Raw genomic sequence first — 24,125 nt, forward strand, 5'->3', positions numbered from 1 at the left:
GGCATGGTGGAAAGGTACCTCACTTCCCCAGCGAGATGCTGGTTTCAAGGTGTCCACCATCTGGGGGTCAGGTCCCTACAGGCGCAAGCCTGGCCACCGTGTCATGCCGGACTTAGTAGGCCGTAAATTCACAGCTAACGAGCCGAACCGCGTCTATGTAGGCGACATTACATACCTGCCCTGTAAGGGTGGCAAGAACATGTATTTGGCCACAGTTATTGACACTTACTCGCGGAAACTTGCAGGTTATGCGCTCGCAGACCACATGCGCGTCTCGCTGGTCGTCGATGCACTAGCCCACGCGCACGGTGTGCGTGGCAGTCTTGACGGGGCTGTATTCCATTCCGATCACGGCAGTGTTTACACCTCACTAGCCTTTAGGGGCTATTGCTCGTCGTTGGGTGTGCGCCAATCCATGGGAGCGGTAGGAACGAGTGCGGATAACGCCCTAGCAGAATCATTTAACGCCACGCTCAAGCGGGAAGTCTTGCGTGATAGGAAGGTCTTTGACAATCCGATCGCCTGCCGGCAGGAAGTCTTTCGATGGTGCATGCGATACAACACACGCCGGCGACACTCGTGGTGCAATCTTGTAGCCCCTGATGTCTTTGAAGCCGAGACTTCAGCTACACTGACCAAAGCAGCATAGCTAACCCCCGACGTGTCCACTTTCCGGGGGCCAGGCCCCAACACCCTGCTCACTATATGTTCGTGCGATCGTCTCTGACATCGACAAGCGGCTCCATGCTGCCAAAGGACTACTCTGCTTTACGAGTGGCAGCATAAAACATGCATTGTGGCCGTCTTCAAGTGATGGCGGACCCAAGCCTCGCGTGAAGGCTAAGGTCCGACATGTCCAGGATTTACGGTTTGAGCACCACCTTGATGCAGCCGTCCTGCTTCTTTTGGAACTTCTCGTACATCGCCGGCGCCTCCTCCAACGGCGCGGTGTGCGTCTTGAGGTCGAGCACGCCCAGCGGATCAGACGGGTCGTCCACCAGCGGTAACAGCGTCTCGGTCCAGGAGCGCACGTTGCACTGGCCCATCCGCAGCTGGATCTGCTTGTCGAACATCGTCATCATCGGCATCGGGTCCTTCATGCCGCCGTATACGCCGCTGATTGAGATCGTCCCGCCACGGCGAACGGAGTCGATAGCGGTGTACAACGCACTCATCCGGTCCACCCCGGCCCTCTCCATTGCTTTGCGGCCCAGCGGCGACGGCAGTTTGCCGACGGCCGCCTGGGCCGCACCGGCCACCGGCGAACCGTGCGCCTCCATACCAACGGCGTCCACCACGGAGTTCGGGCCACGCCCATCAGTCAGGTCCTTGAGCTGTTCCGCCACGCCGTCCTCGGAGGAATCCAGCGTTTCAATGCCATAACGCTCGGCCATGGCGCGGCGCTCGGGCACTGCATCCGTCGCGATCACCCGGTATCCCAGGTGCTTGCCGATCCGGGCGCTCATCTGGCCGATAGGGCCCAGACCCAGCACCGCCAGAGAGCCGCCGTCGGGGACTGCCGCGTAGTCCACAGCCTGCCAGGCAGTGGGCACGACGTCGGAAAGAAACAGGTAGCGCTCGTCTTCGCCGACGTTGGGAACCTTGATCGCCCCGTAGTCCGCGTGCGGCACGCGCAGGAACTCCGCCTGCCCGCCGGGTACCGAGCCGTAAAGCCGCGAGTAACCGAGGAACTGGGCGCCGGTGCCGTATTCGCGGACTTGGGTGGTTTCACACTGCGACTGCAGGCCCTGGCGGCACATGAAACAGTGGCCGCAGGAAATGTTGAAGGGGATGACCACCCGGTCCCCGGGCTTGATGTGAGTGACGGCCGAGCCGACCTCCTCGACGATGCCCATGGGCTCATGGCCGATGACGTCGCCCTTGTCCATGAACGGGGTCAGCACCTCATAGAGGTGCAGGTCAGATCCGCAGATGGCAGTTGAGGTGACCCGGATGACCGCATCGGTGGGCTCCTGGATCTGTGGGTCCGGAACCTCCTCCACGCTCACCGTGTTTGACGCCTGCCAGGTCAACGCTTTCATGTGTTCTGCTTGCCAGGGCGGCCACGTCGGGTGAAACGTCGCCACTGTTCGGTTGGTTGTGACCGACTATACCCTAAATAGACTCTGAGCTGTCTTTCTCCCGCCATATGAAGCTGCGAGTCACAGACCCCTCATTAGGAGTGCGAAGGATGGTTAGGCTGACGTGGATTATGGCCTGAGATGACCCTGTCGCAAATAGAAATTTCTGTTAATTTCCCGTTGTCTGGCATACGAAGCAAAGGAGGTGGCACCTGCATTGGTTTGACCAAAATGTGAGCTCTCAAAAGAACCGATCCGGATTAGTAGGATGGAGCGGTATCATTATTAGTAGGATGGAGCGGTATCATTGAATTTTCGTTCCACGTCTCGAGCATCGAGGACTCCACACGAGTGGTTTTTGGGAGCGTGGTGGATATGACGAGCACGTATCCAGTAACAAGATTGTTTGGAGACTTCAGCAATGAGCGAGACCGCCCGATCTTGGTTGAACAACCTCACGCGTCTCTACACGCCTACCTCCACACAGTTCAATGCGGCTAAGAGCCACCGTTCCTCGATCGAGGCACGCTTGAATGACACCATCGGCATCTACCGGATGTTTGAGATCGGCTCCTTGCGGCACGGCACGGGCATCTGGCAGTACAGTGACGCCGACTATCTTGTGTCCCTCAGGGGCGACAAGCCAACATCACCATGGACAACCCTGACTAAAGTCAAAGAGAAGCTTCAGCAGCGTTTTCGGGGGACTAGCATCGTTGTCCGCCAACCTGCTGTCGTCTGCAAATTCTCCGATGGAGTGGTTGAGGTTGTGCCCGGGTACTTCAGCGGTAGTGGTTATTGGATCGCGAACCCCGCCGGTGGTTGGATGAAGAGCCATCCAGAAGAGCACAACGAATACGTCAACACCGTCAATAGAAAACATAACGGTGGTGCAAAGACACTCGCTCGTCAGCTGAAAATCTGGAAGTATCTTCGCAACGTCCCGATCTCCTCCTGCTACCTCGAGATGCGGGCTGCCCAACATCTTGAGGACGAATCAGCATACTTGCCGTTCTGGGATCTACATCTTGCACTCGACAAGATTTACGACGCGAACCTGGCGGCGATGAACGATCCGACCGGACTAGGTTCACGGTTCGGGGCCTGCTCGTCAGAGGCAAACCGAACAGAGGCACTCTCCAAACTTGGCACAGCCGTTGTCCGCGCTTATAAGGCCCGTGAGTTTGAGTCCGACGGAAAGCATGCCCAGGCAATAGAGCAGTTGAAGTTGCTCTTCAACAGTTAACAGCCGACCATGACAGCTACCGGTAATTACACTCCACCCGCAACTGGAGCAACCCTCCTGAGGCGTCAGAACAAACTTGATGCCTTACGTCTTCTGATCGCCCAGAAGCGCCTGTACTCACGTGCAAAGCGGTGGGTCGCGCTTCGCTGGTTCGGGATGCTCATTATCGGCCTCGCCGCCCCCATGGTTGCGGTGATCTGGCCCCAGAGCAGTGTGGTGATGGGAAGCATCGCGGGGGCCTGGCTCTTCCTCGGACGCACCCTGTTGGTGCACCTTCAGACGGAGAACACAGAGCAAGCGGCTGCTGTTCAGGAGCGGTTCGACCTCTACGTCTACGAAATGCCCACGGGCACTCGTCGTCCAAAGTTGCCTTCGCTCGAGGATATTTCTCTCGTAGTTGGGTCTGACAGTGAGCTTGTCGCCGTTGCTAAACGGGAGAAACTGCTGGACTGGTATGAGGTCGCCGAAGATGATCCGGGTGTAGTGGCGGTGGCGATCGCGCAGCGCTCGAACGCTGCCTACAGCTACCGCCTCCTGAAGATCACGGGGGTCATCTGGGCGGCGGTTGCTGCGCTTTGGGTAGTGGTGCTCGTCACAATCTGTATCGTCGCTGGCCTGACACTCGCGATATTTCTGCTTGGGGTAGTCCTGCCGCTACTTCCCGCCTTCCTCGACGTGACCGATTACATTGTCGGCATCATGCGCTCGACCAGCGACCGTAAGGCGCTTTACCGAGAAATTGAAAGCAAGATCGAAAATAAGGACGAGGGGATCACAGGCGAGAACTTGCGTATCTGGCAGGAAGCGCTGTTTGAACTTCGTCGTGATACGCCTGCAGTCCCCGATTTCATTTACAAGCTCCAGCGTCAGAAGAGCGAGGCGGCGATGTCAACTGCTGCCGCGCAGTTGAGTAAGCGGGCTCGCCAGGAGAGCGAATGACAACGAGGGTGCCCCTGATGACCATTACTGTCCGCACCGCTTGTGGCGGTGCGGACAGTATGTTTATTTCTCACTTAGGTTGTCAAAGTACTCCGTGAACTGTTCCATTTGTTCAGGAACGCCATGGGTATACAGAGGTAGACCGAGGAGGTGCTGATGCAAAGTTGGGGCAGTAGGAAGACCGGCGTGGAATAATCAGGTCCATGGGCATCTTCTCCGGTCGGCAGTTCCCTCGTGAAATCATCCTGTGGGCGGTGCGGTGGTACTGCCGCTACGGCGTGAGCTATCGCGACCTCGAAGAGATGATGACCGAGCGGGGAGTGCCGGTCGATCACACCACGATCTACCGCTGGGTCCAGAAATATGCTCCTGAGCTGGATAAGAAGACCCGGTGGTATCGGCAAGTTCCTGACTGGCAGGCCAGGTCCTGGCGGGTGGATGAGACCTATATCCGGGTCGGGGGAAAGTGGTGCTACCTCTATCGGGCAATCACCGCCGGTGGCCAGACCCTGGACTTCTACCTCTCACCAAAACGCAACGTCGCGGCAGCGAAGCGTTTCCTGGCGAAGACGCTGCGGTCGAATAAATCGGCAGGCTATCCGCGGGTGATCAGCACCGACAAGGCCCCCCTCACTCGCCAGGGCAATCTCTGAGCTGAAGGCGGAAGGCGTCTGTCCATCGACGGTCGAGCATCGTCGGGTGAAATACCTCAACAACGTCATTGAAGGCGATCATGGCCGGTTAAAGCGGATCCTGGGGCCGAAAGGAGCATTCAAAAACCGAACGTCTGCCTACCGGACGTTGAAAGGGATGGAAGCGATGCACTCATTGCGGAAGGGGCAGGCACGATGTTTGCCTATGGTCACCCGAATCCGGATGCAGTGATTGTTAGCCGGGTATTCGAGACGGCCTGACAACACAGGCACATAGCGTTGATCACACAATAAAAACGGAGCTTTCTTGGCTCCCGCCCCAAGTTGCAACAGCACCCTCTATTAACTAACGCTTGCGATTAAGCCGCGCAATCTCCGCACTGAGCACGGTGGCAAAGCCCGTCCATGCCGCATAGGGTGCTAGCAGCGCACCGCGCTCGGGTGCGGACTTCCAGGCGCGGCGCACGAGGTCCGCGGAGCTTGCGGCCAGGGCGCCGGCCCAAGCGGCGGCCAGCCTCTTACGCTTCGAGCGGAAAAAGACGCCGCTCCAGCCGGCGTTTAATGCGAGGTTCACACCGAGAGCGGCGGCATGCTTGCGTGCTGCAGCTTTGGAGTTGGCGGTGTCTTCTTCGATGTGGTCGGCAAGAACGAGCGAGTTGATGACCGCAATGTCGGCATAAAGTGCAGTCCAGACAATTGGGAACGCGATGGCCGGCGGCTGCCAGTTCGGGAGTTTGAGGCTGCGGTAGTGGCGGCTATCCGGCTTGCCCAACACCGAGCCGATAACGCCGCACGCGGTCACCGCGCCGCCGACTACCCCCAGAGTCTTCATCCAACGCCGCGTATCGACTCCCTTATTCGCTTCCGCTACTGCCTCAGCGAAGCTCTGGTTGCCACCTTCCGGAGTACCGACCATCTCTTCCAGGTCGCGCTCCTTGACCACAGTGTTGTGCAGCAGACTACCGATGAGCGGCTCCGCCAGGCCCGTCTTAATCGGCGTCACCAAAGCAATCCACCGAGCAGCCAACTCCGGGGTGGTCACCGGCGCGGAGAACACCAAGCGCGGCAACAGACCTTCCACCTTCGCGTACTCCTTCATCATGGTGGCGTATTCCAGAGTGTCCGGGCCGCCAATATCGAAAGTGCGATTCACATCAGCTGGTAGCTCCGCCGCGCTAGCCAGGTAGAAGACCACATCGCGCACCGAAATCGGCGTAATCTCATGGCGAATCCAATCCGGACCAATAGCGCCCGGCAGACGCTCCGAGAGATGACGCAGCATCTGAAAAGAAATCGAACCCTGGCCCAGCACCACGCCGGCCTGCAGCGCGGCCGTCGGGACCTTCGAGTCCAAGAAGATCTCGCCTACCTCCACACGGGAGCCCAAGTGTTCCGAGAGCTCTTCATCCGAAGGATGCAGCCCACCCAAGAACACGATGCGGCCAATTTCCTGCTCCTCCGCCACCGCGGCAAAGCGCTGTGCCATTTCGCGCTCTTCCTTACGGAAGTCATCGCCCTCCCCCATTGAGTGGATGAGGTACCAGGCTGCCGTGGCGTCGGCAAGCGCGGCTCCCAGATCCTGCCTATCGGTTGCATCGCCTTCGTAGACCTCAACCTCGCCCGCGCCGGCCTGCTTACCCTCAGCCACGATCTTGTCAGCCCAGGGCATCGACAGCGCCTTGCCACGGCTGCGGGAAAGCGTGCGCACCCGCCAGCCGCTGTCCAGCAATTCCGTGACGAGGTTACTGCCGACGTACCCCGTCGCCCCCGTCACCAGTGCAAGCCGCGTCTGCGCAGCGGTATCGTTGGTCATAGCGTTTCCTCCTAGCCTCCAGCGAGTGCGATGTTGTCAATACTTTCGACAGTACGCGATTACACTAAATCATGACCTCTTGCGTCGAGCCCCTCATTGATTTCCCCACTGTGAAAGGCCTTCATGCCACACGTCGATGCCACCGCCACCCGCCTGCCGATTCTCTGGCGGGTAGTTCTACCTGCAATCTTGGGTGCCATCGGACTGTTCATTTCCTCCCAGGCGCCGGCTGGTTCGGCGGGTTTCTACGTCGCTACCTTCTTCACCGCCGCCATCTGGCTGGGCGCATGGTGCTTATGGGGCGACCGCGCATGCTTCCGCGGCCACGCACCCAAGGAGCTCGCCCGCGGCGCGGCCATTGGCATCGGGCTTATCGCCTTGTTCGTCGCTGGCGCACTCATGGTCCGCCTTATCCCTTTCTTGGTGGCGCCAGTAGACGATCTGCTCGATAACATGCGCCACGGCGCCGTCCCCATCACCCTTGGCACGCTCATTATCAACGGCATCGGCGAGGAACTCTTCTTCCGCGACGTCGCCCGTCACGAGCTTGCCCGCATCTGGTCACCCACGCGCCAACCCTTCACATCACTGATTGCGCAAATAGGCCTCTACATCGCCGTAACCGCCGCCATGGGCATTCCCCTACTGCTCGTGGCATCCGTACTCATCGGCGGCATCGCCGCACTCGAAGCCCGCCGCGCCGGCAGCCTCATTTCCGCCACCACGCTCCACCTCGTCTGGAGCATAGGCATGGCGTTTCTGCTACCACTGTTTATCAACTAGGCAGGCACAACAAGAAAGGGCACATGCTTGGCGACGCCGCGCAAATGCCTTCTCCTTCACAGTTACCGTTTAGTTAGTTTTCATAAGCTACGCCGTCACCATCACGATCGAGATCGGAGCTGTAGTGAAGTGCCCCAGGTTTTGTTCCGTTTGATGAAACCCGTTTTTGAAACAACGTACGGAGCACAACCCTCGCCGATGCCAAGGCTTCCGCAACATCTACTATCCCATCGAACTCATGACAGCGGGATGTGCACCCTAAATCCCCACGCGTGCAATCTTCACACCTCAAAGATTGAAAAACGAAAGAAACCGGAGGTAACATACCCTTTCGAGTTTGTTACTTCCGGTGGTGCAGTTTGTTCAACTGCTCACTGTGCCCGGGGCGGGACTTGAACCCGCACGTCCTATAAGGACACTGGCACCTGAAGCCAGCGCGTCTGCCAATTCCGCCACCCGGGCAGGGTTTTGATATGTCTTGGCGACTTAATAAAGATAGCACGGGGGTCAGCGTTTTTAACAAATCCGCAGGCACAGACCAAAAAATCCCCAGCGTGTCCGCACGGTTCTTCGTTGGATCTGCCCATTGCCCCTATACTTAGGCACGTTATTTGATAATCCATTACAAGTCACAGTGGTAAAGGAGGTCCGCGCCAATGGGAATCATGGGCAGGCTCGCAAAGCTCGACTCCGCCATGCAACGCGGACTCGACAACGGCATGGCGTTCGTCTTTGGCGGCCGCGTCGTCCCCGCAGAGATCGAGGAGCTCCTCAAGCAGGAAGCCCAGGACAATCTCACGCGCGGCGACGACGGGTTGCTCTACGGGCCCAACGTGGTCACCGTCGCGGTGAGCTCCAAGGATATTGAGAACCTGTCCAAGGATTCCGATCTCCCCGAGCTCTTAGCGGACCAGCTGGGGCGCTTCATGCGCAACAAAGGCTGGGCGCTCGCCGGACCCGTCATCGTCCGCATCGCGGAGGAGTCGGGACTGCGCACGGGACAGCTGCGCGTGTCTTCTTTTATCGACCACGAGCCGGGCGAGGAAACCGGCTACGACGCCATTTTCCACGAGCCCACCACGCAGGAGGGCGACTCTCAGGAGGACGAGATGACTGATCAGTACAACAATCCCGAGGCTGCGACCACGGCATTCCGTGCCGCGCGCATGCCGGACAATCCCGGCAGCGGCCCGAGCGTCAACCTGCTGCTGCAGGACGGATCCTCGCGCACGTACCAAGTGCACGAGGGCTCGAATATTATCGGCCGCTCCACGGACGCGGACCTGCGCCTGCCCGATACCGGTGTCTCCCGCCAGCACGCGGAAATCACGTGGAACGGCCAGGACGCGGTGCTCGTCGATCTGCAGTCGACAAACGGCACGACCGTCAACGACACCCCCATTGAAAACTGGCTCCTCGCTGACGGCGATGTGATTACTATGGGGCATTCGCACATCGAGGTTCGTATCACGGGTCTCGATAACTAGATTTTCTTCAACTTCCAGGAAGGCGGCACCACGTGTCCTCCGTTGTATTGCTCGGACTGCGCATCGCAATCCTGGCGCTGCTATGGATTTTTATCCTGGTAGCCCTCAATGCTATGCGCCTTGACGCAAACAAGGCGGCGGCCGTGACGGCATCGGCAAGCCCGGCGCGCACGCCGCACCGCAAGGAGGCGGCACACCAGATCTCCATCGTGGAGGGCCCACTCCAGGGCTCCCACATGGCGCTGGGCACCCTTGAAGACCTGGTACTGGGCCGCGCCAACGAGTGCGACTTCGTGACGGGCGATGATTACTCGTCCGCGCGGCATTCGCGGCTTTTCCGCCGCGGCTCCGACTGGTTCGTGGAAGATTTGGAGTCCCGCAATGGCACGTTCGTCAATGGCGTGCGCATTGACCAGCCCGAACGCGTGGGCGTGGGCACGGATATCAAGATGGGTCGAACCACAGTAAGGCTGATGCCATGAAACTCAAAGTAACGGCCCTTTCCGACCGCGGCCTCGTCCGCGGCAATAACGAGGATTCCGCATACGGCGGCACGTGGCTGCTCGCACTCGCGGACGGCATGGGCGGCCACGCCGCCGGCGAGGTCGCCTCGCAGCTCATGATCACGCGCCTCGAGCGGGTTGATAAGGACCCGGGCGACAACGACATGCTGTCGATCCTGGCCGCAAGCGCCCGCGATGCGAACGTGGACATCAAGCGCCACGTCGACGAGCACCCAGAGACCGAGGGCATGGGTACGACGCTCAGCGCGCTCATGTTCAACGGCTCCGAGTTCGGCGTCATCCACGTGGGTGACTCCCGTGGCTACCGTCTGCGTGACGGCAAGATCGAGCAGATTACGAAGGACGACACCTTCGTCCAGTCGCTCGTGGACCAGGGCAAGCTCGACCCGGCGGACGTCTCGTCGCACCCGCAAAAGTCCCTGATTTTGAAGGCGTATACCGGCCACGACGTCGAGCCCACGCTGTTTATGCTCGACGCCAAAGTCGGCGACCGCCTTCTCCTGTGCTCCGACGGCCTGTCGGATCCCGTCACGGCGACCACCATCGAGTCCGCCCTCAAGCAGGGCAGCGTGGAGGATGCCGCACAGATGCTCGTCGAGCTCGCGCTGCGTTCCGGCGGCCCGGACAACGTGACGGTCGTTATCGCCGAGGTCGTGGAGGGCTCCAGCGAAGCTTCGTCCCCGCACCTCGTGGGCGCTATCGCCGGCGAGCTGCCGGAGCCCACGCATCCGGATTCCGCGGCCTCGCGGGCGGCGAAGCTTAACCGCGCCGTCCCGTCGACCACCGCACAGACCATGGCGCATGTCGGCGATAAGGACGGTGAGGGGGGCTCCGAGGATTCGGAGCCTGCCCCACGGGGCAAACTCGGCTGGATCGTGGTCTCGTCCATCCTCGTCGTCCTCATCGCCGTCGTAGCCGCCGGCCTGTGGGCGAAGAACGCCATGACGGACCGCTACTACGTCGCCACGGACGGAGAGATCACCGTCCAGCAGGGCACGGACTTCGAGCTCTTCGGCCGCGCGCTGCACTCCACCTACCAGCACGCCTGCCTCAACGAGAAGGGTGAGCTGGGGCTCAGGACGGCAGACTGCACGGGCGATTTTTCCCCGTTCACGCTCGAGGCCCTTCCGGCCTCGGAGCGCAGCGCGGCGGCCAACCTCGGCGCCGGCTCCTATGACGAGGTACAGGGACAGCTCGTGCGCCTGGCGGAGAAGACCCTGCCGGTGTGCGAGGCGTCGACAAAGCCTGCCGATGCCCCCAAGCGCTCGGCCTCGGCCACCCCGTCGGCTACCACGTCTGCTGCGCCGTCCGCTGCTTCGTCTGCTCAGCCGTCGTCATCGGCGGCTCCGTCGCCCACATCCACAATCCAATCTGAACCGGGAGTTAACTGCCGGGAGGTGAAGTAAATGAAGGCCCGTTTTCGCGGGACCGAGCTGGGGCTGCTGCTCCTCGCCACGGTCGTATTCTCCTTTATTCTCGTCGCTCTCGAACTCTCTCAAGGCAATTCACTCACCACGGAACTGTTCTATCTCATTGGCGGCTTCGTGGGCGTCTTCGCCGTCGCACACATAGCGCTCAGCTTCCTCGCGCCGTGGGCGGACCAAATCATGCTGCCCATCGTCGCCGTGCTCAACGGCATGGGACTTATCATGCTTGCACGCCTCGACCTCGCCAATGGCTGGGGACTCGCGTCGCGCCAAATCATGTGGACCATCGCGGGCATCGTGCTCTTTGTCCTCGTCCTCGTGCTCCTCCGCGACCACAAATCACTCACGCGCTACTCCTACATCTTGGGTGCGCTCGGTCTTATCCTTCTCGCCCTGCCGCTCGTGTGGCCACAGCCGCCGGATGCCGAAGCCCGCATCTGGCTGTGGCTGGGGCCCTTCTCCTTGCAGCCGGGCGAGCTGTCGAAGATCCTGCTCATCTTGTTCTTCGCCATGCTGCTCACCCAGAAGCGCTCCCTGTTTACCGTGGCGGGCTATAAGTTCCTCGGCGTCTCGCTCCCGCGCCTGCGCGATCTCGCTCCCATCCTCGTGGTGTGGGCCATCGCGATTGCGATTATGGGCATCTCCAACGACTTTGGTCCGGCCTTGCTCCTCTTCTCGACGGTGCTGGGCATGCTTTACATGGCCACCGGCCGCGTCTCGTGGCTGGCCATCGGCCTCTTCCTGGTCGCCATCGGTGCCTACGGCATCTACCAAATCTCGGACAAGATCCAGAACCGTTTCTCCAACTTCTTGGATCCTTTGGGCAATTATGATTCCGGCGGATACCAGCTCTCGCAGGCGCTATTTGGCATGTCCTCCGGCGGCATCACCGGCACGGGTCTGGGCCAAGGCCACCCGGAGATCGTCCCCGTGGCGCACTCGGACTTCATCCTCGCCGGCATCGGCGAGGAGTTCGGCCTCATTGGCTTGGGCGCAGTCCTCATCCTCTTCGGCATACTGTGCTCCCGCGGCTTCCACACGGCGCTGCGCGTGCGCGACACGTACGGCAAGCTCGTCGCGGCGGGTCTCGCGCTCACCCTCGCCATCCAGGTCTTCGTCGTCACCGGCGGCATCTCCGCACTCCTGCCCATGACGGGTCTCACGACCCCGTTCATGTCCGCGGGCGGCTCGTCTCTCATGGCTAACTACATCTTGCTGGGCATCCTGCTGCGCATTTCCAACTCTGCGCGCAGGCCCGCGGTCGAGCACGCCGCAGCGCAGTCCAGCGATACGTCCATGTTCCCGGCCGTCCAGGAGGCACACCGATGAACAAGTCGATCCGACTCGCTGCCGTCTTCGCAATCGTTCTTACTGCCGTGCTGCTCGTGCGGCTCACCGTCGTCCAGGCTTTCTCCGATGAGAAGTATGCGGATAACCCCAAAAACCTGCGTGGCTTCTACGAAATGCAGACCACCCCGCGCGGGCAGATCTACTCCGGCGGCACCGTGCTCGCCCAGTCCACTGCGGACGCGGAGGGAATTTATACCCGCAGCTACCCGGCGGCATCGGCAGCCTACTCGCCCGTCACGGGCTACCTGTCCTCGCAATTCGGCGCCTCGGGACTCGAGTCCTCGTATAACAACGTCTTAAACGGCACGGACGACTCACTCATGGGCCAGAACTGGCTCGACCAGCTCTCCGGCAAGCAGCCGCTCGGCGCCAACGTCGAAGTCACCATCGACCCGCAGCTCCAGCAATTCGCATACGACCAGCTCACGAACGCCGGCTACAACGGTGCGGCCGTCGCGCTGCAGCCCTCGACGGGCAAGATCCTCGCGCTGGCGTCCTCCCCGAGCTATTCCGCCGCGGACGTCACCAACGAGGACACCGGCGCGGACACGTGGGCGCAGCTCCAGGAGCAGCCTGGCAACCCGCTCATCAACCACGCGACGCAGGAGACCTTGCCGCCCGGCTCGATCTTCAAAATCATCACCTCGGCCGCGGGACTCAACAACGGCTTCACGCCGGACTCGACGCTCACGGGCCAGAACTCCATCACGCTGCCGGACGGCGTGACGACGCTGACCAACTACGGCAACCAGATGTGCGGCGGCTCCGCGCAGGTCACGCTGCGCACCGCCTTCTCCCTGTCGTGCAATACCGCGTTTGTGGAAATGAGCGAGTCCATCGGCGCGGACGAACTGCGCAAGTACGCAGACGCTTTCGGCGTGGGCCAGGACTTTGACTTAGGTGTCGACATGTCATCCGGCACGCTGGGCGATCTCGCGGATGCCTCCGCCACCGCGCAGTCCGCCATCGGCCAGCGCGACGTCACCATGTCCGCGCTCCAGGCGGCGAGCATGGCCTCCACCATCGCCAACAAGGGTGTGCGCATGACGCCGTACCTCGTCAACAAGGTGACCAACGCCCAGATGGAAGACGTCACCGTCACCAAGCCCAAGGTCGCCGCCACCGCCATTTCCGAGGAGACCGCCGCGACCATCCAGGACCTCATGTTCGGCTCTGAGCAGGCCACCTACGGCTATGACGGCAACGGTTTTGCCTCGAAGACGGGCACGGCCGAGCACGGCGATGGACTTCCCCCGCACGTCTGGTACGTCGCCTACGACCCGGAGAAGGACATCGCCGTCGCCGTCGTCGTCAAAGACGGCGGCCACCTCGGCGAGGGCGCCACCGGCGGCCAAGTCTCGTCCCCCATCGGCCGCGCAATCCTGCGCGCTTACACCGGAACGGAGGGCTAGTCGCCCATGGAACAGGAACGCTTGCAAGAGCTCATCGGCTCCGATTACACCCTCCAGTGGGTCATCGGCCACGGCGGTATGTCCACCGTATGGCTCGCGGATGACAACGTCCACCAGCGCGAGGTCGCCATCAAGGTGCTGCGCCCGGAATTTTCGGACAACAGAGAATTTCTCGGCCGCTTCCGCAACGAGGCACAGTCCGCCCAGCAGATCGACTCGGACAACGTCGTCGCCACCTACGACTACCGGGAGCTCAAGGACACGAACGGCGCAATGTTCTGCTTCATGGCGCTCGAATACGTCCGCGGCGAGTCCCTCGCGGACCTCCTCGCCCGCGAAGGCGCGCTGCCCGAGGCACTCGCCCTCGACGTCATGGAACAAGCCGCGCACGGTCTCTCCGTGATCCATCGCATGGGCATGGTCCACCGCGACATCAAGCCAGGCAACCTGCTCATCACACAAAACGGCCAGGTGAAGGTCACCGACTTCGGCATCGCAAAGGCCGCGGCCGCTGTCCCGCTCACCCGCACCGGCATGGTCGTGGGCACCGCGCAGTACGTCTCCCCGGAGCAGGCCCAAGGCCACGCAGTGTCCCCGGCCTCGGACGTCTACTCGCTCGGCGTCGTCGGCTACGAGATGCTCTCCGGCAAGCGGCCCTTCTCGGGCGACTCGTCGGTGTCCGTCGCGCTCGCCCACATTTCCAAGGTCGCTGAGCCGCTGCCCACCACAATTTCCGCGCAGGCCCGCGAGCTCATCGGCATCGCGCTGCGCAAGGACGCCGCGCGCCGCTACGCGGATGGCAACGAGTTCGCGCTCGCCATCTCCCAAGTTCGTTTTGGCAAGCGTCCACCCGAGCCGGCCGGCGCTCCGGTTCCCGAGATCGCCGAGCCGCCCTCACCCACCGCGTCGACGGAGATGCTCGCCAATGCGGCGCAGCCCACCACGACGCAACCGGCCGCAGTCGCGGTCTCAGAAAAAAAGCCCATCCTCCCCTGGATCCTCGGCGCCGCTGCCCTCCTCGGCGGCGGCATCTGGGCAGCGACGGCACTCACCGGCGGTGACGACGGCGAATCAACAGAGCCAACCTCCGCAGATCCCATCGTCGTCACGGAAACCGTGTCGTCGACAGAAGACGAGCAACCTGGTGACTCCACGGCTCCGGCAGCACCGACCAAGTCCCAACGCACGCCCACACACCGCACGCACGAGGCACCCACCGAGCAGCTCACCGTGACGGAGACGAAGGCTCCGGCTGAGCCGCCTGCGGAGGAAGATCAGACGCCGCCCGCTCCCGTGGATAAGACGACGCAGGAGAAACAACCCGAGTTCACCACGCAAGCTCCCACAACCACGGAGGCTCCCAATACCGTGGAAACTGAGGTCAACCCATTAGACTCTTTAAGCGTTAACCCGACGCATTTCGCAACAAACCCCAGCGCGACTCTTTAATATGGCAAGTCACCGTTAAGGAACTTGTCAGGAAGGTATGCAGAAGTAATGCTCAATGACCGTTATTCGCTCGGCGAGGTCATCGGCTCCGGCGGCATGTCGGAGGTGTACGCCGCCGAGGACACGAGCCTCGGCCGCAGCGTAGCGGTAAAGATGCTGCGCCCCGAAATGGCACGGGACGTCAACTTCCGTGAGCGCTTCCGCCGTGAGGCCCAGAACTCCGGCAAGCTCAATCATCCCAATATCGTGCAGGTCTTCGACACCGGCGAGGACATGTCCTCCAGTGTTGCCATCCCGTACATCGTGATGGAACGCGTCAACGGCCGCACGCTGCGCGACATCATCACCGAAGACGGCCCCATGACCCCGGAAGAGGCTGCGGAAATCCTCAAGCCGGTCGCGGACGCGCTCCAGGCCTCCCACGAGGCCGGCATTATCCACCGCGACGTCAAGCCGGCGAATATCATGCTCACCAACACCGGCCAGGTGAAGGTCATGGACTTCGGCATCGCTCGTGCCCTCGATGACTCGACGTCCGCCATGACGCAGACCTCCGCTGTCATCGGCACCGCGCAATACCTCTCGCCGGAGCAGGCCCGCGGCAAGACGGCAGACGCCCGCTCCGATGTCTACGCGCTCGGCTGCGTGCTCTACGAGTCCGTCACCGGCCGCACGCCCTTTGAGGGTGAGACCCCCTTCGCCGTCGCCTACCAGCACGTCCAGGAGGATCCGGTTCCACCGTCCGAGTACATCAAGGAACTCTCCCCCACCCAGCGCGTCAATATCGACGCCGTCGTGCTCACCGCCATGGCCAAGCACCCGGCAGACCGTTACCAGTCCGCATGGGAGATGGCCGGCGATCTCGAGCGCCTCTCCCGCGGCGCCGTCACCCAAGCCGCGCGCACGCACGTTTCCGCAGAAGACGACGCACCGACGACGATCGCGCACGCGCCGGTCGCTTCGACGCGCCCCACGGGCACTGAGAAGTCTGGCTCCGGCCTCAAGTGGCTGGCTGCCCTGCTCGCCGCCGCGCTCATCGGCACCGTGGGCTACTTCGGCTGGGACTTCTACCAGAACTCCAGGGACCTCAAGCAGCAGGAAGCTGACCGCCGCGCCGAGGCCGCGCGCCAGGCAAACATGGTCATCATCCCCGAGGTCGAGAACCGTCCCCGCGCCGAGGTCGTCAAGGAACTCGAGGAGATGGGCCTGCTCGTCCAGGTAAACCAAGAGCCGAATGACGACGTCGCGCGCGACCGCGCCATCCGCATCAACCCTGCGGCGGGCTCGGAGCTGCAGAAGAACTCCACGGTCATCCTCACCGTGTCCTCCGGCAAGGAGATCACGGACGTTCCGGATATCACGGGCATGAACGTCGATGAGGCCACCCAGGCCCTCACGGACGCCGGCCTAGAGCTCGATGACACCGTCACCGAGGAATCCAATAAAGACATCCCCTCGGGCCAGATCATCTCGCAGAACCCCGCGGGTGGCTCCCAGCTGTCCAAGGGCTCCAAGGTCCGCATCACCGTGTCTACCGGCCCGGAGGATGTCTCCGTTCCGGATATGAAGGGCCTCAACGTCGATGACGCCAAGTCCACCCTCGAGGGCCAGGATCTCAAGGTTCAGATCCAGATGGTCGACTCCACCAAGCCAGAAGGCACGGTGCTCTCCATGCCGGATACGTCGAACGCCAAGGCGGGCGACACCATCACCCTCCAGGTCTCCAACGGCATGCTCATTACGGTGCCCGATCTCGTCCGTATGACGGAGTCCGATGCCAAGTCGGCCCTCAAGCAGCTGGGCTGGACCGGTTCGTTCACCAAGGGTGAGGTCGTCAACACGCCGGTGCCCACGGATGGTGGCCGCATCGCATGGTCCTCCGCCCAGTCTGGCCAAACCATCCGTAAGGACGCCGATATCCAAATCCGCGAATGGAAGTTCCTCAGCGACTTGAACAACACCATCAACTCGATTACGAATGGTGGCCGCTAAGCGTGAGCTAAAGCTGCTGGTACAGTAGTCGTATTCAAGGAAGTAACTCCCACCGCACATCAAAGTGAAGGTACACCATGCCGAAGTCTAAGGTTTCGAAGAGCTCGACCCCTCAGGTCACGAGCACCTCTGCCAACCGCACCCCGGTCAAAATCAATAACGAGGGCACCCCAAAGTGGTACATCGTCCTCATGCTGGGCCTCATGCTCCTCGGCCTTGCCTGGATCATCGTCAACTACCTCGCCGGCGAGGATATCTCGTTCATGGCCGAGCTTGGCCCCTGGAACTATGGCATCGGCTTCGGCCTCGCCATCATCGGCCTCCTCATGACGATGGGCTGGCGCTAACCGCCTCCCCGCCCTTCTCACGGCGCCCTGGGTTTCCCAGGGCGCCTTTTTGCGCTTTCCGATGCCCCCTCTCTCCTCACCGTCCCCGTGGCTCATGGTGTTACTACCGGTCAAGTCCGCGTAGGTGGTGTATGAGTTCTTTCAAATCGTCGGTGATCTGTTAGCAGGGATCGGGGCCGGCACGGGCCTGGGTGTGGCTGGTCATAAGGCTGCAATCTCCTTGCCTGCCGGGGTGGAGGCGGAGTCATGGTCATGACAAGCCGTGACCCTTCGGGAGTGCACCCGGGTGTGGGCCCGGATGTTCTTCGACAATCAATGACAAGCGAATCCTCCTCTGCATCTTCACCTCGCAGAGGGGGTTTCGCGATCCCGCACCCGGTGCGTGCAACAGTCAAATTACAAGAATGTGTTTTTGTGGGACGGGGGCATTTTCACACTGTCCACACAGTGCAGGAAAAGTTATCCACAGGCTGGGGATAAAGGTGTGGATAGTAGAATTCAACAGGTTTCTCCACACCCTGTGGAATTCCCCAATCCCCCTTTTCACACTGTGGTATTTTGCCCACACCCAACCCTGCACCCTGCGCGATCAGGGAAAACTCCGTTCGGATGTTCGGTAAATTACAAAAATGTAGTTATCCACAATGTGGATAACTGATGTGGAAAGATTTCGCACATTTGTCCGCGTGGATAACACGCGGAGGTTATCCCCAAACTGCTGCTCGCAGTCCAATCCCCGCAATCACAAGGATTCCCACAATAAAAACACCGAACCAGCGCACCCACACCCGGCGCGCCCGGAGGAACGGCAACAACACCAGCCCCGTCACGAGCCCGCCCACGTGCCCCCACAGCGAGACGCCCGGTGTCATAGCGGTATAGAGAACGTTGGCAGCGATAAGGAAGAGTGGCGCCCGCAGGTCGAGTCCCTTCGCCCGGTAGACCCCCACCATGAGCGCCATGAGTCCGTAGAGTGCACCGGACGCTCCCACTGTCGGCTGGTCGAAGGCATTCCACAAGATGGCCAGACTGCCGCCCAATCCCGCGCAAAAATAGGCCGCTGTATAGAGCGCGCTGCCCAGCCATCGCTCCACTTCCCTGCCAATGAGAACGAGGAAGATCATATTGACCGCGAGGTGGCCCAGATCCAAGTGCATAAACATCGACGTCACGGGACGCAACCACTCGGCGCCGCCCGCAAGCACCGCAGGCCCCCACAGCGTCCACTCTGTTGCCAACTCCGAGTCGTAGTAGGCACCCGAAATCGAACGCGCCTGGATGGCTGAGATAAACCATGCTGCCGTGCACACGAGCACGAGCACCGTCGACGCGGGCGCAACCTTGGCGTACGTCCGGGTCCATTCCTTGATGGTCATGGAGATGTCCTTATTTTCTTCTGGGTCTTCTTCGGGCTTCTTCGCGTGGCTTCTGGTCGGCTAAAACCATCAAAGCCCGCGCTGCCAGTAGTGGCAGGCGCGGGCTTGCACGCTCGTGAAGCGTTAACTCACTTAAGCGATGTCGATGGACTCGATAACGACATCATCAACCGGGCGGTCAGCGTAGCCGGTGCGAACGCCGGCGATCTCAGCGACGACCTTCTTGGAGGCCTCATCGGTGACCTCACCGAAGATGGTGTGGTGGTTGTTGAGGTGCGGCGTCGGCGCCACGGTGATGAAGAACTGGGAGCCGTTGGTGCCCGGGCCAGCGTTGGCCATGGCGAAGAGGAACGGACGGTCGAATTGAAGCTCCGGGTGGAACTCATCCTGGAACTGGTAGCCCGGGCCGCCGGTACCGGTGCCGGTCGGGTCGCCGCCCTGGATCATGAAACCGTCGATGATGCGGTGGAAGATGGCACCGTCGTAGAACGGGCCAGACTGCTCGCCCTTGGCATTCTGGGTGGAGTAGTCCTTGGTGCCCTGTGCCAGGCCGATGAAGTTCTCAACGGTGACAGGGGCGTGGTTGCCATACAAGTCGATGACGATGTCACCGTGATTCGTGTGCATGGTTGCAGTTGCGGTCTTCTGAGTCATGTTCACCATCATAAAGAATTTCCCGACATGAGGGCGGATCGAAAGTAATGCCGAGAGCGATCACGGCTGCGCACCGTAGGATATGCACCATGTATAAGGCCATTCTCTTTGATCTGGACGACACTCTTCTCGACCATCAGGTGGCATTGCGTGACGGCGTCGACGAATGGTGCGTCTCGCTCGGGTTGCCCACCGGCCAGCACGCGCGCTTCCGCGAGCTGGAGAAGAAGTGGTTCGCCGCCTACGAACGCGGCGAGGTGAGCCACCCCGGTCAGCGAGCTGGCCGATGCCGCGACTTTCTCGACCGCCCCGAGATGACCGAGGCCGAAGCGCTCGCCGCCTACGACGGTTACCTTGCGGCCTATGCCCGCAACTGGCGGGCGTTCCCGGATGCCCTACCGGTTCTCGAGCGGGCCCATGCCGCCGGTTTCAAGGTGGGCGTGCTCACCAATGGGGCGCGCGACATGCAGCAGGACAAGCTCGCCGCGACCGGGCTAGACCTCGACTTCGTCGTGCTCATCCCCACCGTCGAGCTCGGCACGCCCAAACCGCACCGCGAGGCCTACCTCGCCGCGTGTTCGATTATGGAATCCTCCCCCGCCGAGACCCTCATGGTCGGCGACTCGCTCGCCAATGACGTCGAAGGCGCCCGAGCTGCGGGCCTCGATGCGCTGTGGTTCGACCGCGCCGGTCACGGTGATCTCGCCTCCCTCGACGAGCTCACTTTCTAAGCACTCGGTTTTCTACATCCCCAGCAGCGCGAGCGGCACAACGGCAATACCGTCGGGACGGCGGTAGGCCCTAGCGCCCGTCGTAATGACCACCGCGTCCGCCATGGCATCGCCCCTGAGATATCACTGTTGCCCTCGAAAAGCTGTGCCATGCTCACGCTCGGTTCGAATCCAGCGCGAACGCATCATCCACGCTCCTACGGACAAAGTCCCACGACTCGGGCATGCGCTGCCATTCGTCAATAAGGATGCTGTGTTGAGCCGAGATACTGCTCAACGTCGGATCGGCGGTGAGGAACTCCCTCGGCGCGGCATCATCAAGCCGAATAGTCGTCTGCACGCGCTACAAAGCGGTTTCCGTCTTGCCCGACGCAGATAGCTCGACGTCATCCCAGCTCAACCTCCAAACGCTCCCTGTTCCTCAATGAAGAAACCCCACCGCACGAGGAGTGAGATGCGATGGGGTACAAAGGCGGGACGCTAAACGGTGACGGACACTGTCGCACGAACCTCGTCGCGAGCGAGCACCATGTTGCGCAGTGCTGCTTCGGTCTCGGCATAGCCGCGGGTCTTGAGGCCGCAGTCCGGGTTCACCCACAGGCGCTCAAGCGGGAAGTGGCGCAGTGCCGCTCGGATGAGCTCGGCCATCTCGGCGACGGACGGCACGCGCGGCGAGTGGATGTCATAGATGCCCGGGCCGAGCGCGGAGTAGAAACGCTCGTCCACGTCGGCGAGAAGCTCCATGCGGGAGCGCGCGGCCTCGATGGAGGTGACGTCCGCATCGAGCGCGGCGACGGCCTCGATGATCTGGCCAAACTCGGAGTAGCAGAGGTGCGTGTGAATCTGCGTCGTCGGCTTGGCGTCGAGCGCGGCGAGGCGGAAGGAGCGCACCGCCCAGGCGAGGTACTCCGGACGGCGTTCCTCGCGCAGCGGTAGCAGCTCGCGCAGGGCGGGCTCGTCGATCTGAATGATGTCGATGCCTGCCTGCTCCAGGTCGTGAACCTCGTCCGCGAGCGCGATGCCCAGCTGATCCGCGGAGACGGACAGCGGCACGTCGTCACGGTTGAACGACCACGCGAGGATGGTGACCGGGCCGGTGAGCATGCCCTTGACCGGCTTCGTGGACAGCGATTGCGCAAAGGCAGACCACTCGACGGTCATCGCGCGCGGGCGGGAGATATCGCCCACGACCAGCGGCGGACGCGTGCAGCGGGAGCCGTAGGACTGGACCCAGCCGTTGTCGGTGACCACGAAGCCGTCGAGCAGCTCCGCGAAGTACTGCACCATGTCGTTGCGCTCCGGTTCGCCGTGGACGAGGACGTCGAGGCCCAGACGCTCCTGCAGTTCGACGACCGCGCGGACTTCGTCCTTGAGCGCCTCCTCGTACTCGGCGTCCGTGATCTCCCCCGCCTTGTGGGCCGCACGCGTCTGGCGGATCTCCTGCGTCTGCGGGAAGGAACCAATGGTGGTGGTCGGCAGCAGCGGGATGTCCAGGGACTTCTGCGTCTCAGCACGCTCGGCATAGAGGGGCTGGCGCTGCACCTCGCCTGCCGGCAGGGCCGCGGTGCGAGCAGCGACGGCGGCATCATGCGTGCGCTCCGAGGCGGCGCGGGTGCGCACGGCGCGGTCCGCCTGGGCGTAGGCCTCCGGGGCATCGAGGGGTCCGGCAGCCAGCGCCACGACCTCGGCGACCTTCTCGTCCGCGAAGGAAAGCCACGGCGCGACGTCGACGGGCAGGTGTGCTTCCGCCGCCACCGTGTGCGGAACGTGGAGCAGGCTCGTGGAAGTGGACACGGAGACCGCGTCCCCGAGCTGTTCGAGCGTGTTCCGCAGCGTGCGCAGATCCGCGGCCCACACGTTGCGGCCGTCGATGAGGCCGGCGACGAGGTGGATATCGCGGAGCGAGGCCACACGGTGCACGTAGTCCGGCTCCTGCGCGAGCGTGCCGACCGCGAGGTCGACATGGAGCGCCTCGGGGGCGGCATCGGCAAGCGCGGCGAGCCCGGCGCGGGCGGCGCCGTAGGGAGTGGAGACGAGAACCTGCGGGCGCTGCTCAGCGCCGAGGATCTGGGCGTAGGCTGCAGCGATGTGCTGCGCGAGGGTCGCGTCGTCGGCGACGGCGAGGTCCGCGACAACGGCGGGTTCGGTAAGCTCAACCCACTCGACGCCGGCGTCGGCGAGGGCGGCGAGGACTGTGCGGTAGGACTCAACGAGGGCATCGAGATGCTCAAGCGGCTGAGACGTGGCGCCGTCCGCCTGCTTGGACAGGGCGAGCAGCGTGACGGGGCCGACGAGGGCAGGACGGATGGTGTGACCGGCGGCGCGGGCCTCCTCGACGAGACGAAGCGTGCGTTCGGGACGCGGGATAAAGGCGGCGCCGTCGGCGATCTCCGGGACGAGGTAGTGGTAGTTCGTGTCGAACCACTTGGTCATCTCGAGCGCGGGCTGGGCATCATTGCCGCGCGCGAGGGTGAATTCCTCGGCGAGGGAAACCTCTTTGTGGGTGCCAAGGACGCCGACGGTGAGCGCGGTCTCGAGCACGTGGTCGTAGACGGCGCCGTCAGCGGGGATGGCGTAGTCCTCGTTCAGGCCGGCGTCGCGAAGGCGCGCATACGTATCTATACGGAGCGCACGGCTCGCGGCCAGGAAGTCCTCTTCGCTGGCGCGGCCAGACCACAGGGCCTCGAGCGCGAACTTGAGCTCGCGCTGGGCGCCGATGCGCGGGTAGCCCTGGATGGTGGCGGAGGGGAAAGGTGCAGTAAACGGGGTGGAGTGAGGAGTGCTCATGGGTGGATTCCAATCTCTGACAAGATAGTGGTGGTGAGTTCAGCGTCGTTGTGGGTGTACATGTGCAGGCCCGGGGCACCGCCGCGGAGGAGTTCGCCGGCGAGCTGGACCGTGAGTTCGAGGCCCGCGCTGGGGTCCCCGCGCAGGCGCCGCTCGAGGCGGTCTGGTACGGGCACACCGGAAAGCTCAGACATTCGGTGGACCCGGGCCAGGCTGGTCATGGGCATGATGCCCGGGATAAGCGGAATGTGGACCCCGGCGAGCCGGGCGCGCTGCTGGAAGCGCAGGAAGTCCTCCGCGTCGAAGAAGAGCTGTGTGATGGCGAAGTCCGCGCCCAGGCGTTGCTTGGCGAGCAGGACATCGAGGTCCTCGTCGGGGCTGGCGGATTCCGCGTGGCCGCCCGGGTAGCATGCGACGCCCACGGCGAGCCTGCCGGCTGCAAAGCGTGCGAATTGCTCGGTCTCACGCTGGCGAATGAGGCGGACGAGGGAATCGGCATGCGGGAGATAGTCAGGCGGGAGCGCAGTGTCCCCCTCCGGCAAATCCCCGCGTAGGGCGAGGAGGCCGCGGACCCCGGAGTCGACGAGCCGGTCGATCCAGCCCTCGAGCTCGTGCGTGGGGCCGGCCGTGCAGGCCAGGTGCGCGAGCGGGCGCATATCCGTGGCGTGGCTGATGCGCTCGATAAAGGCGGCGGTGCCCTCAAGCCAGCCGGAGCGGCGGGAGCTCGTCACCGCCACGTAGTCCGGATCGAAGCGGGCGAGCGTGTCGATGAGCCCGGCAACCTTGGTGTCATCCGCGTCGTGACGGGGCGGGATGACTTCGAAGGACAATGCGACGCGCTGGGCGGTGCGCATGGGTCGCTGCTCCAAAAGGTCTAGCGGCGCGGAGGCCGAGAAGCGCGGAACCATAGATCATCCTTCCTGGTAGACGGGGTGTGTTGATGCAAAACGTACCAAGCTGTTCACTTTTGGCGGAACCCTTAGATTTTTAATATCACCAATGAATAGGGGACACGCTTGTTCATTAGGTGAAAAATGCACGAATAAAAATCGGTCTGTAGTTCGGTCCAGAACG

At 62.3% G+C, this 24,125-nt stretch carries 19 protein-coding genes, 1 tRNA gene and 1 pseudogene; 14 read left to right on the forward strand and 7 right to left on the reverse strand.

What is annotated here, in order from left to right; all coding sequences use genetic code 11:
* On the forward strand, positions 1-649 hold a 649-nt coding region (locus ABJ196_RS04595; protein ID WP_347305431.1), incomplete at its 5' end, for an IS3 family transposase.
* A 214-nt stretch (positions 650-863) separates the two neighbouring features.
* Here the strand turns inward: ABJ196_RS04595 and ABJ196_RS04600 are convergent.
* On the reverse strand, positions 864-2,042 hold the full coding sequence (locus ABJ196_RS04600; protein ID WP_347305432.1) for a zinc-dependent alcohol dehydrogenase: 1,179 nt from the start codon (positions 2,040-2,042) through the stop codon (positions 864-866).
* A 460-nt stretch (positions 2,043-2,502) separates the two neighbouring features.
* Between ABJ196_RS04600 and ABJ196_RS04605 the strand changes: the two genes are divergently transcribed.
* From ABJ196_RS04605 to ABJ196_RS04615, 3 genes and pseudogenes are all read left to right on the forward strand, one after another.
* Entirely contained in the window at positions 2,503-3,327 is an 825-nt protein-coding gene (locus tag ABJ196_RS04605; protein WP_347305433.1) for a nucleotidyltransferase, read from the forward strand.
* Positions 3,328-3,336: 9 nt separating this feature from the next.
* Positions 3,337-4,266 carry an S-4TM family putative pore-forming effector gene (locus tag ABJ196_RS04610; protein ID WP_347305434.1) on the forward strand — a complete coding sequence of 310 codons (930 nt, stop codon included), beginning with the start codon at positions 3,337-3,339 and terminating at the stop codon, positions 4,264-4,266.
* Between the two features lie 203 nt (positions 4,267-4,469).
* Positions 4,470-5,180: pseudogene (locus ABJ196_RS04615) on the forward strand (IS6-like element IS1628 family transposase).
* Between the two features lie 85 nt (positions 5,181-5,265).
* On the opposite strand, the gene ABJ196_RS04620 reads toward ABJ196_RS04615, so the two are convergent.
* Positions 5,266-6,732 carry a tryptophan-rich sensory protein gene (locus ABJ196_RS04620; protein ID WP_347305435.1) on the reverse strand — a complete coding sequence of 489 codons (1,467 nt, stop codon included), beginning with the start codon at positions 6,730-6,732 and terminating at the stop codon, positions 5,266-5,268.
* A 123-nt stretch (positions 6,733-6,855) separates the two neighbouring features.
* On the opposite strand from ABJ196_RS04620, the gene ABJ196_RS04625 reads away from it, so the two are divergent.
* Positions 6,856-7,515, forward strand: a complete 660-nt coding sequence (locus tag ABJ196_RS04625; protein ID WP_347305436.1) for a CPBP family glutamic-type intramembrane protease — start codon at positions 6,856-6,858, stop codon at positions 7,513-7,515.
* Between the two features lie 377 nt (positions 7,516-7,892).
* Here the strand turns inward: ABJ196_RS04625 and ABJ196_RS04630 are convergent.
* A tRNA-Leu gene (locus ABJ196_RS04630) sits at positions 7,893-7,977 on the reverse strand.
* A gap of 194 nt (positions 7,978-8,171) precedes the next feature.
* Here ABJ196_RS04630 and ABJ196_RS04635 point away from each other — a divergent pair.
* The 8 genes from ABJ196_RS04635 (at position 8,172) to crgA (ending at position 17,503) form a co-directional block, all read left to right on the forward strand.
* Positions 8,172-9,002 (forward strand): DUF3662 and FHA domain-containing protein, encoded by an 831-nt coding sequence (locus ABJ196_RS04635; RefSeq protein ID WP_257036398.1) that lies wholly within the window; start codon positions 8,172-8,174, stop codon positions 9,000-9,002.
* Positions 9,003-9,034: 32 nt separating this feature from the next.
* A complete protein-coding gene (locus tag ABJ196_RS04640; protein WP_347305437.1) occupies positions 9,035-9,484 on the forward strand; it encodes an FHA domain-containing protein in 450 nt (149 codons plus the stop codon).
* Complete coding sequence (locus ABJ196_RS04645; RefSeq protein ID WP_347305438.1) at positions 9,481-10,932, forward strand: protein phosphatase 2C domain-containing protein; 1,452 nt, start codon at positions 9,481-9,483, stop codon at positions 10,930-10,932. The genes ABJ196_RS04640 and ABJ196_RS04645 overlap by 4 nt, the downstream gene beginning before the upstream one ends.
* Positions 10,933-12,282 (forward strand): FtsW/RodA/SpoVE family cell cycle protein, encoded by a 1,350-nt coding sequence (locus tag ABJ196_RS04650; protein WP_347305439.1) that lies wholly within the window; start codon positions 10,933-10,935, stop codon positions 12,280-12,282.
* Positions 12,279-13,715, forward strand: a complete 1,437-nt coding sequence (locus tag ABJ196_RS04655; protein ID WP_347305440.1) for a penicillin-binding protein 2 — start codon at positions 12,279-12,281, stop codon at positions 13,713-13,715. Before ABJ196_RS04650 ends, ABJ196_RS04655 begins: the two co-directional genes overlap by 4 nt.
* 6 nt (positions 13,716-13,721) lie before the next feature.
* Entirely contained in the window at positions 13,722-15,164 is a 1,443-nt protein-coding gene (locus tag ABJ196_RS04660; RefSeq protein ID WP_347305441.1) for a protein kinase, read from the forward strand.
* A gap of 48 nt (positions 15,165-15,212) precedes the next feature.
* Positions 15,213-17,156, forward strand: coding sequence for a Stk1 family PASTA domain-containing Ser/Thr kinase (gene pknB, locus ABJ196_RS04665; protein ID WP_347305442.1), 1,944 nt, complete (start codon positions 15,213-15,215; stop codon positions 17,154-17,156).
* 77 nt (positions 17,157-17,233) lie between these two features.
* Positions 17,234-17,503 (forward strand): cell division protein CrgA, encoded by a 270-nt coding sequence (gene crgA / locus ABJ196_RS04670; protein ID WP_347305443.1) that lies wholly within the window; start codon positions 17,234-17,236, stop codon positions 17,501-17,503.
* Between the two features lie 704 nt (positions 17,504-18,207).
* On the opposite strand, the gene ABJ196_RS04675 is transcribed toward crgA, so the two are convergent.
* Positions 18,208-18,879: a rhomboid family intramembrane serine protease gene (locus ABJ196_RS04675; protein WP_347305444.1), complete on the reverse strand. Its 672-nt coding sequence runs from the start codon at positions 18,877-18,879 to the stop codon at positions 18,208-18,210.
* Between the two features lie 132 nt (positions 18,880-19,011).
* Positions 19,012-19,542 (reverse strand): peptidylprolyl isomerase, encoded by a 531-nt coding sequence (locus ABJ196_RS04680; RefSeq protein WP_257036521.1) that lies wholly within the window; start codon positions 19,540-19,542, stop codon positions 19,012-19,014.
* Positions 19,543-19,622: 80 nt separating this feature from the next.
* Between ABJ196_RS04680 and ABJ196_RS04685 the strand changes: the two genes are divergently transcribed.
* Positions 19,623-20,264, forward strand: coding sequence for an HAD family hydrolase (locus ABJ196_RS04685; protein WP_347305445.1), 642 nt, complete (start codon positions 19,623-19,625; stop codon positions 20,262-20,264).
* A gap of 480 nt (positions 20,265-20,744) precedes the next feature.
* Here ABJ196_RS04685 and metE read toward each other — a convergent pair whose 3' ends face one another.
* Both metE and ABJ196_RS04695 read right to left on the reverse strand, forming a co-directional pair.
* Positions 20,745-23,051: a 5-methyltetrahydropteroyltriglutamate--homocysteine S-methyltransferase gene (metE, locus tag ABJ196_RS04690; RefSeq protein ID WP_347305446.1), complete on the reverse strand. Its 2,307-nt coding sequence runs from the start codon at positions 23,049-23,051 to the stop codon at positions 20,745-20,747.
* A complete protein-coding gene (locus ABJ196_RS04695) occupies positions 23,048-23,959 on the reverse strand; it encodes a methylenetetrahydrofolate reductase (RefSeq protein ID WP_347305447.1) in 912 nt (303 codons plus the stop codon). Before ABJ196_RS04695 ends, metE begins: the two co-directional genes overlap by 4 nt.
* Positions 23,960-24,125 lie beyond the last annotated feature (166 nt).

The organism is Corynebacterium sp. SA-MJD20WY100, from assembly GCF_039822565.1.
In the GTDB taxonomy this organism is placed as follows: Bacteria; Actinomycetota; Actinomycetes; order Mycobacteriales; family Mycobacteriaceae; genus Corynebacterium; species Corynebacterium phoceense_A.

Coding starts and splice junctions, on each gene's coding strand:
- ABJ196_RS04655 (WP_347305440.1), top strand. CDS start 12,279: ATGAACAAGTCGATCCGACTCGCTGCCGTCTTCGCAATCGTTCTTACT.
- ABJ196_RS04695 (WP_347305447.1), bottom strand. CDS start 23,959: ATGGTTCCGCGCTTCTCGGCCTCCGCGCCGCTAGACCTTTTGGAGCAG.
- ABJ196_RS04605 (WP_347305433.1), top strand. CDS start 2,503: ATGAGCGAGACCGCCCGATCTTGGTTGAACAACCTCACGCGTCTCTAC.
- crgA (WP_347305443.1), top strand. CDS start 17,234: ATGCCGAAGTCTAAGGTTTCGAAGAGCTCGACCCCTCAGGTCACGAGC.
- ABJ196_RS04645 (WP_347305438.1), top strand. CDS start 9,481: ATGAAACTCAAAGTAACGGCCCTTTCCGACCGCGGCCTCGTCCGCGGC.
- ABJ196_RS04635 (WP_257036398.1), top strand. CDS start 8,172: ATGGGAATCATGGGCAGGCTCGCAAAGCTCGACTCCGCCATGCAACGC.
- ABJ196_RS04650 (WP_347305439.1), top strand. CDS start 10,933: ATGAAGGCCCGTTTTCGCGGGACCGAGCTGGGGCTGCTGCTCCTCGCC.
- metE (WP_347305446.1), bottom strand. CDS start 23,051: ATGAGCACTCCTCACTCCACCCCGTTTACTGCACCTTTCCCCTCCGCC.
- ABJ196_RS04680 (WP_257036521.1), bottom strand. CDS start 19,542: ATGGTGAACATGACTCAGAAGACCGCAACTGCAACCATGCACACGAAT.
- ABJ196_RS04625 (WP_347305436.1), top strand. CDS start 6,856: ATGCCACACGTCGATGCCACCGCCACCCGCCTGCCGATTCTCTGGCGG.
- ABJ196_RS04610 (WP_347305434.1), top strand. CDS start 3,337: ATGACAGCTACCGGTAATTACACTCCACCCGCAACTGGAGCAACCCTC.
- ABJ196_RS04600 (WP_347305432.1), bottom strand. CDS start 2,042: ATGAAAGCGTTGACCTGGCAGGCGTCAAACACGGTGAGCGTGGAGGAG.
- ABJ196_RS04620 (WP_347305435.1), bottom strand. CDS start 6,732: ATGACCAACGATACCGCTGCGCAGACGCGGCTTGCACTGGTGACGGGG.
- ABJ196_RS04660 (WP_347305441.1), top strand. CDS start 13,722: ATGGAACAGGAACGCTTGCAAGAGCTCATCGGCTCCGATTACACCCTC.
- pknB (WP_347305442.1), top strand. CDS start 15,213: ATGCTCAATGACCGTTATTCGCTCGGCGAGGTCATCGGCTCCGGCGGC.
- ABJ196_RS04685 (WP_347305445.1), top strand. CDS start 19,623: ATGTATAAGGCCATTCTCTTTGATCTGGACGACACTCTTCTCGACCAT.
- ABJ196_RS04675 (WP_347305444.1), bottom strand. CDS start 18,879: ATGACCATCAAGGAATGGACCCGGACGTACGCCAAGGTTGCGCCCGCG.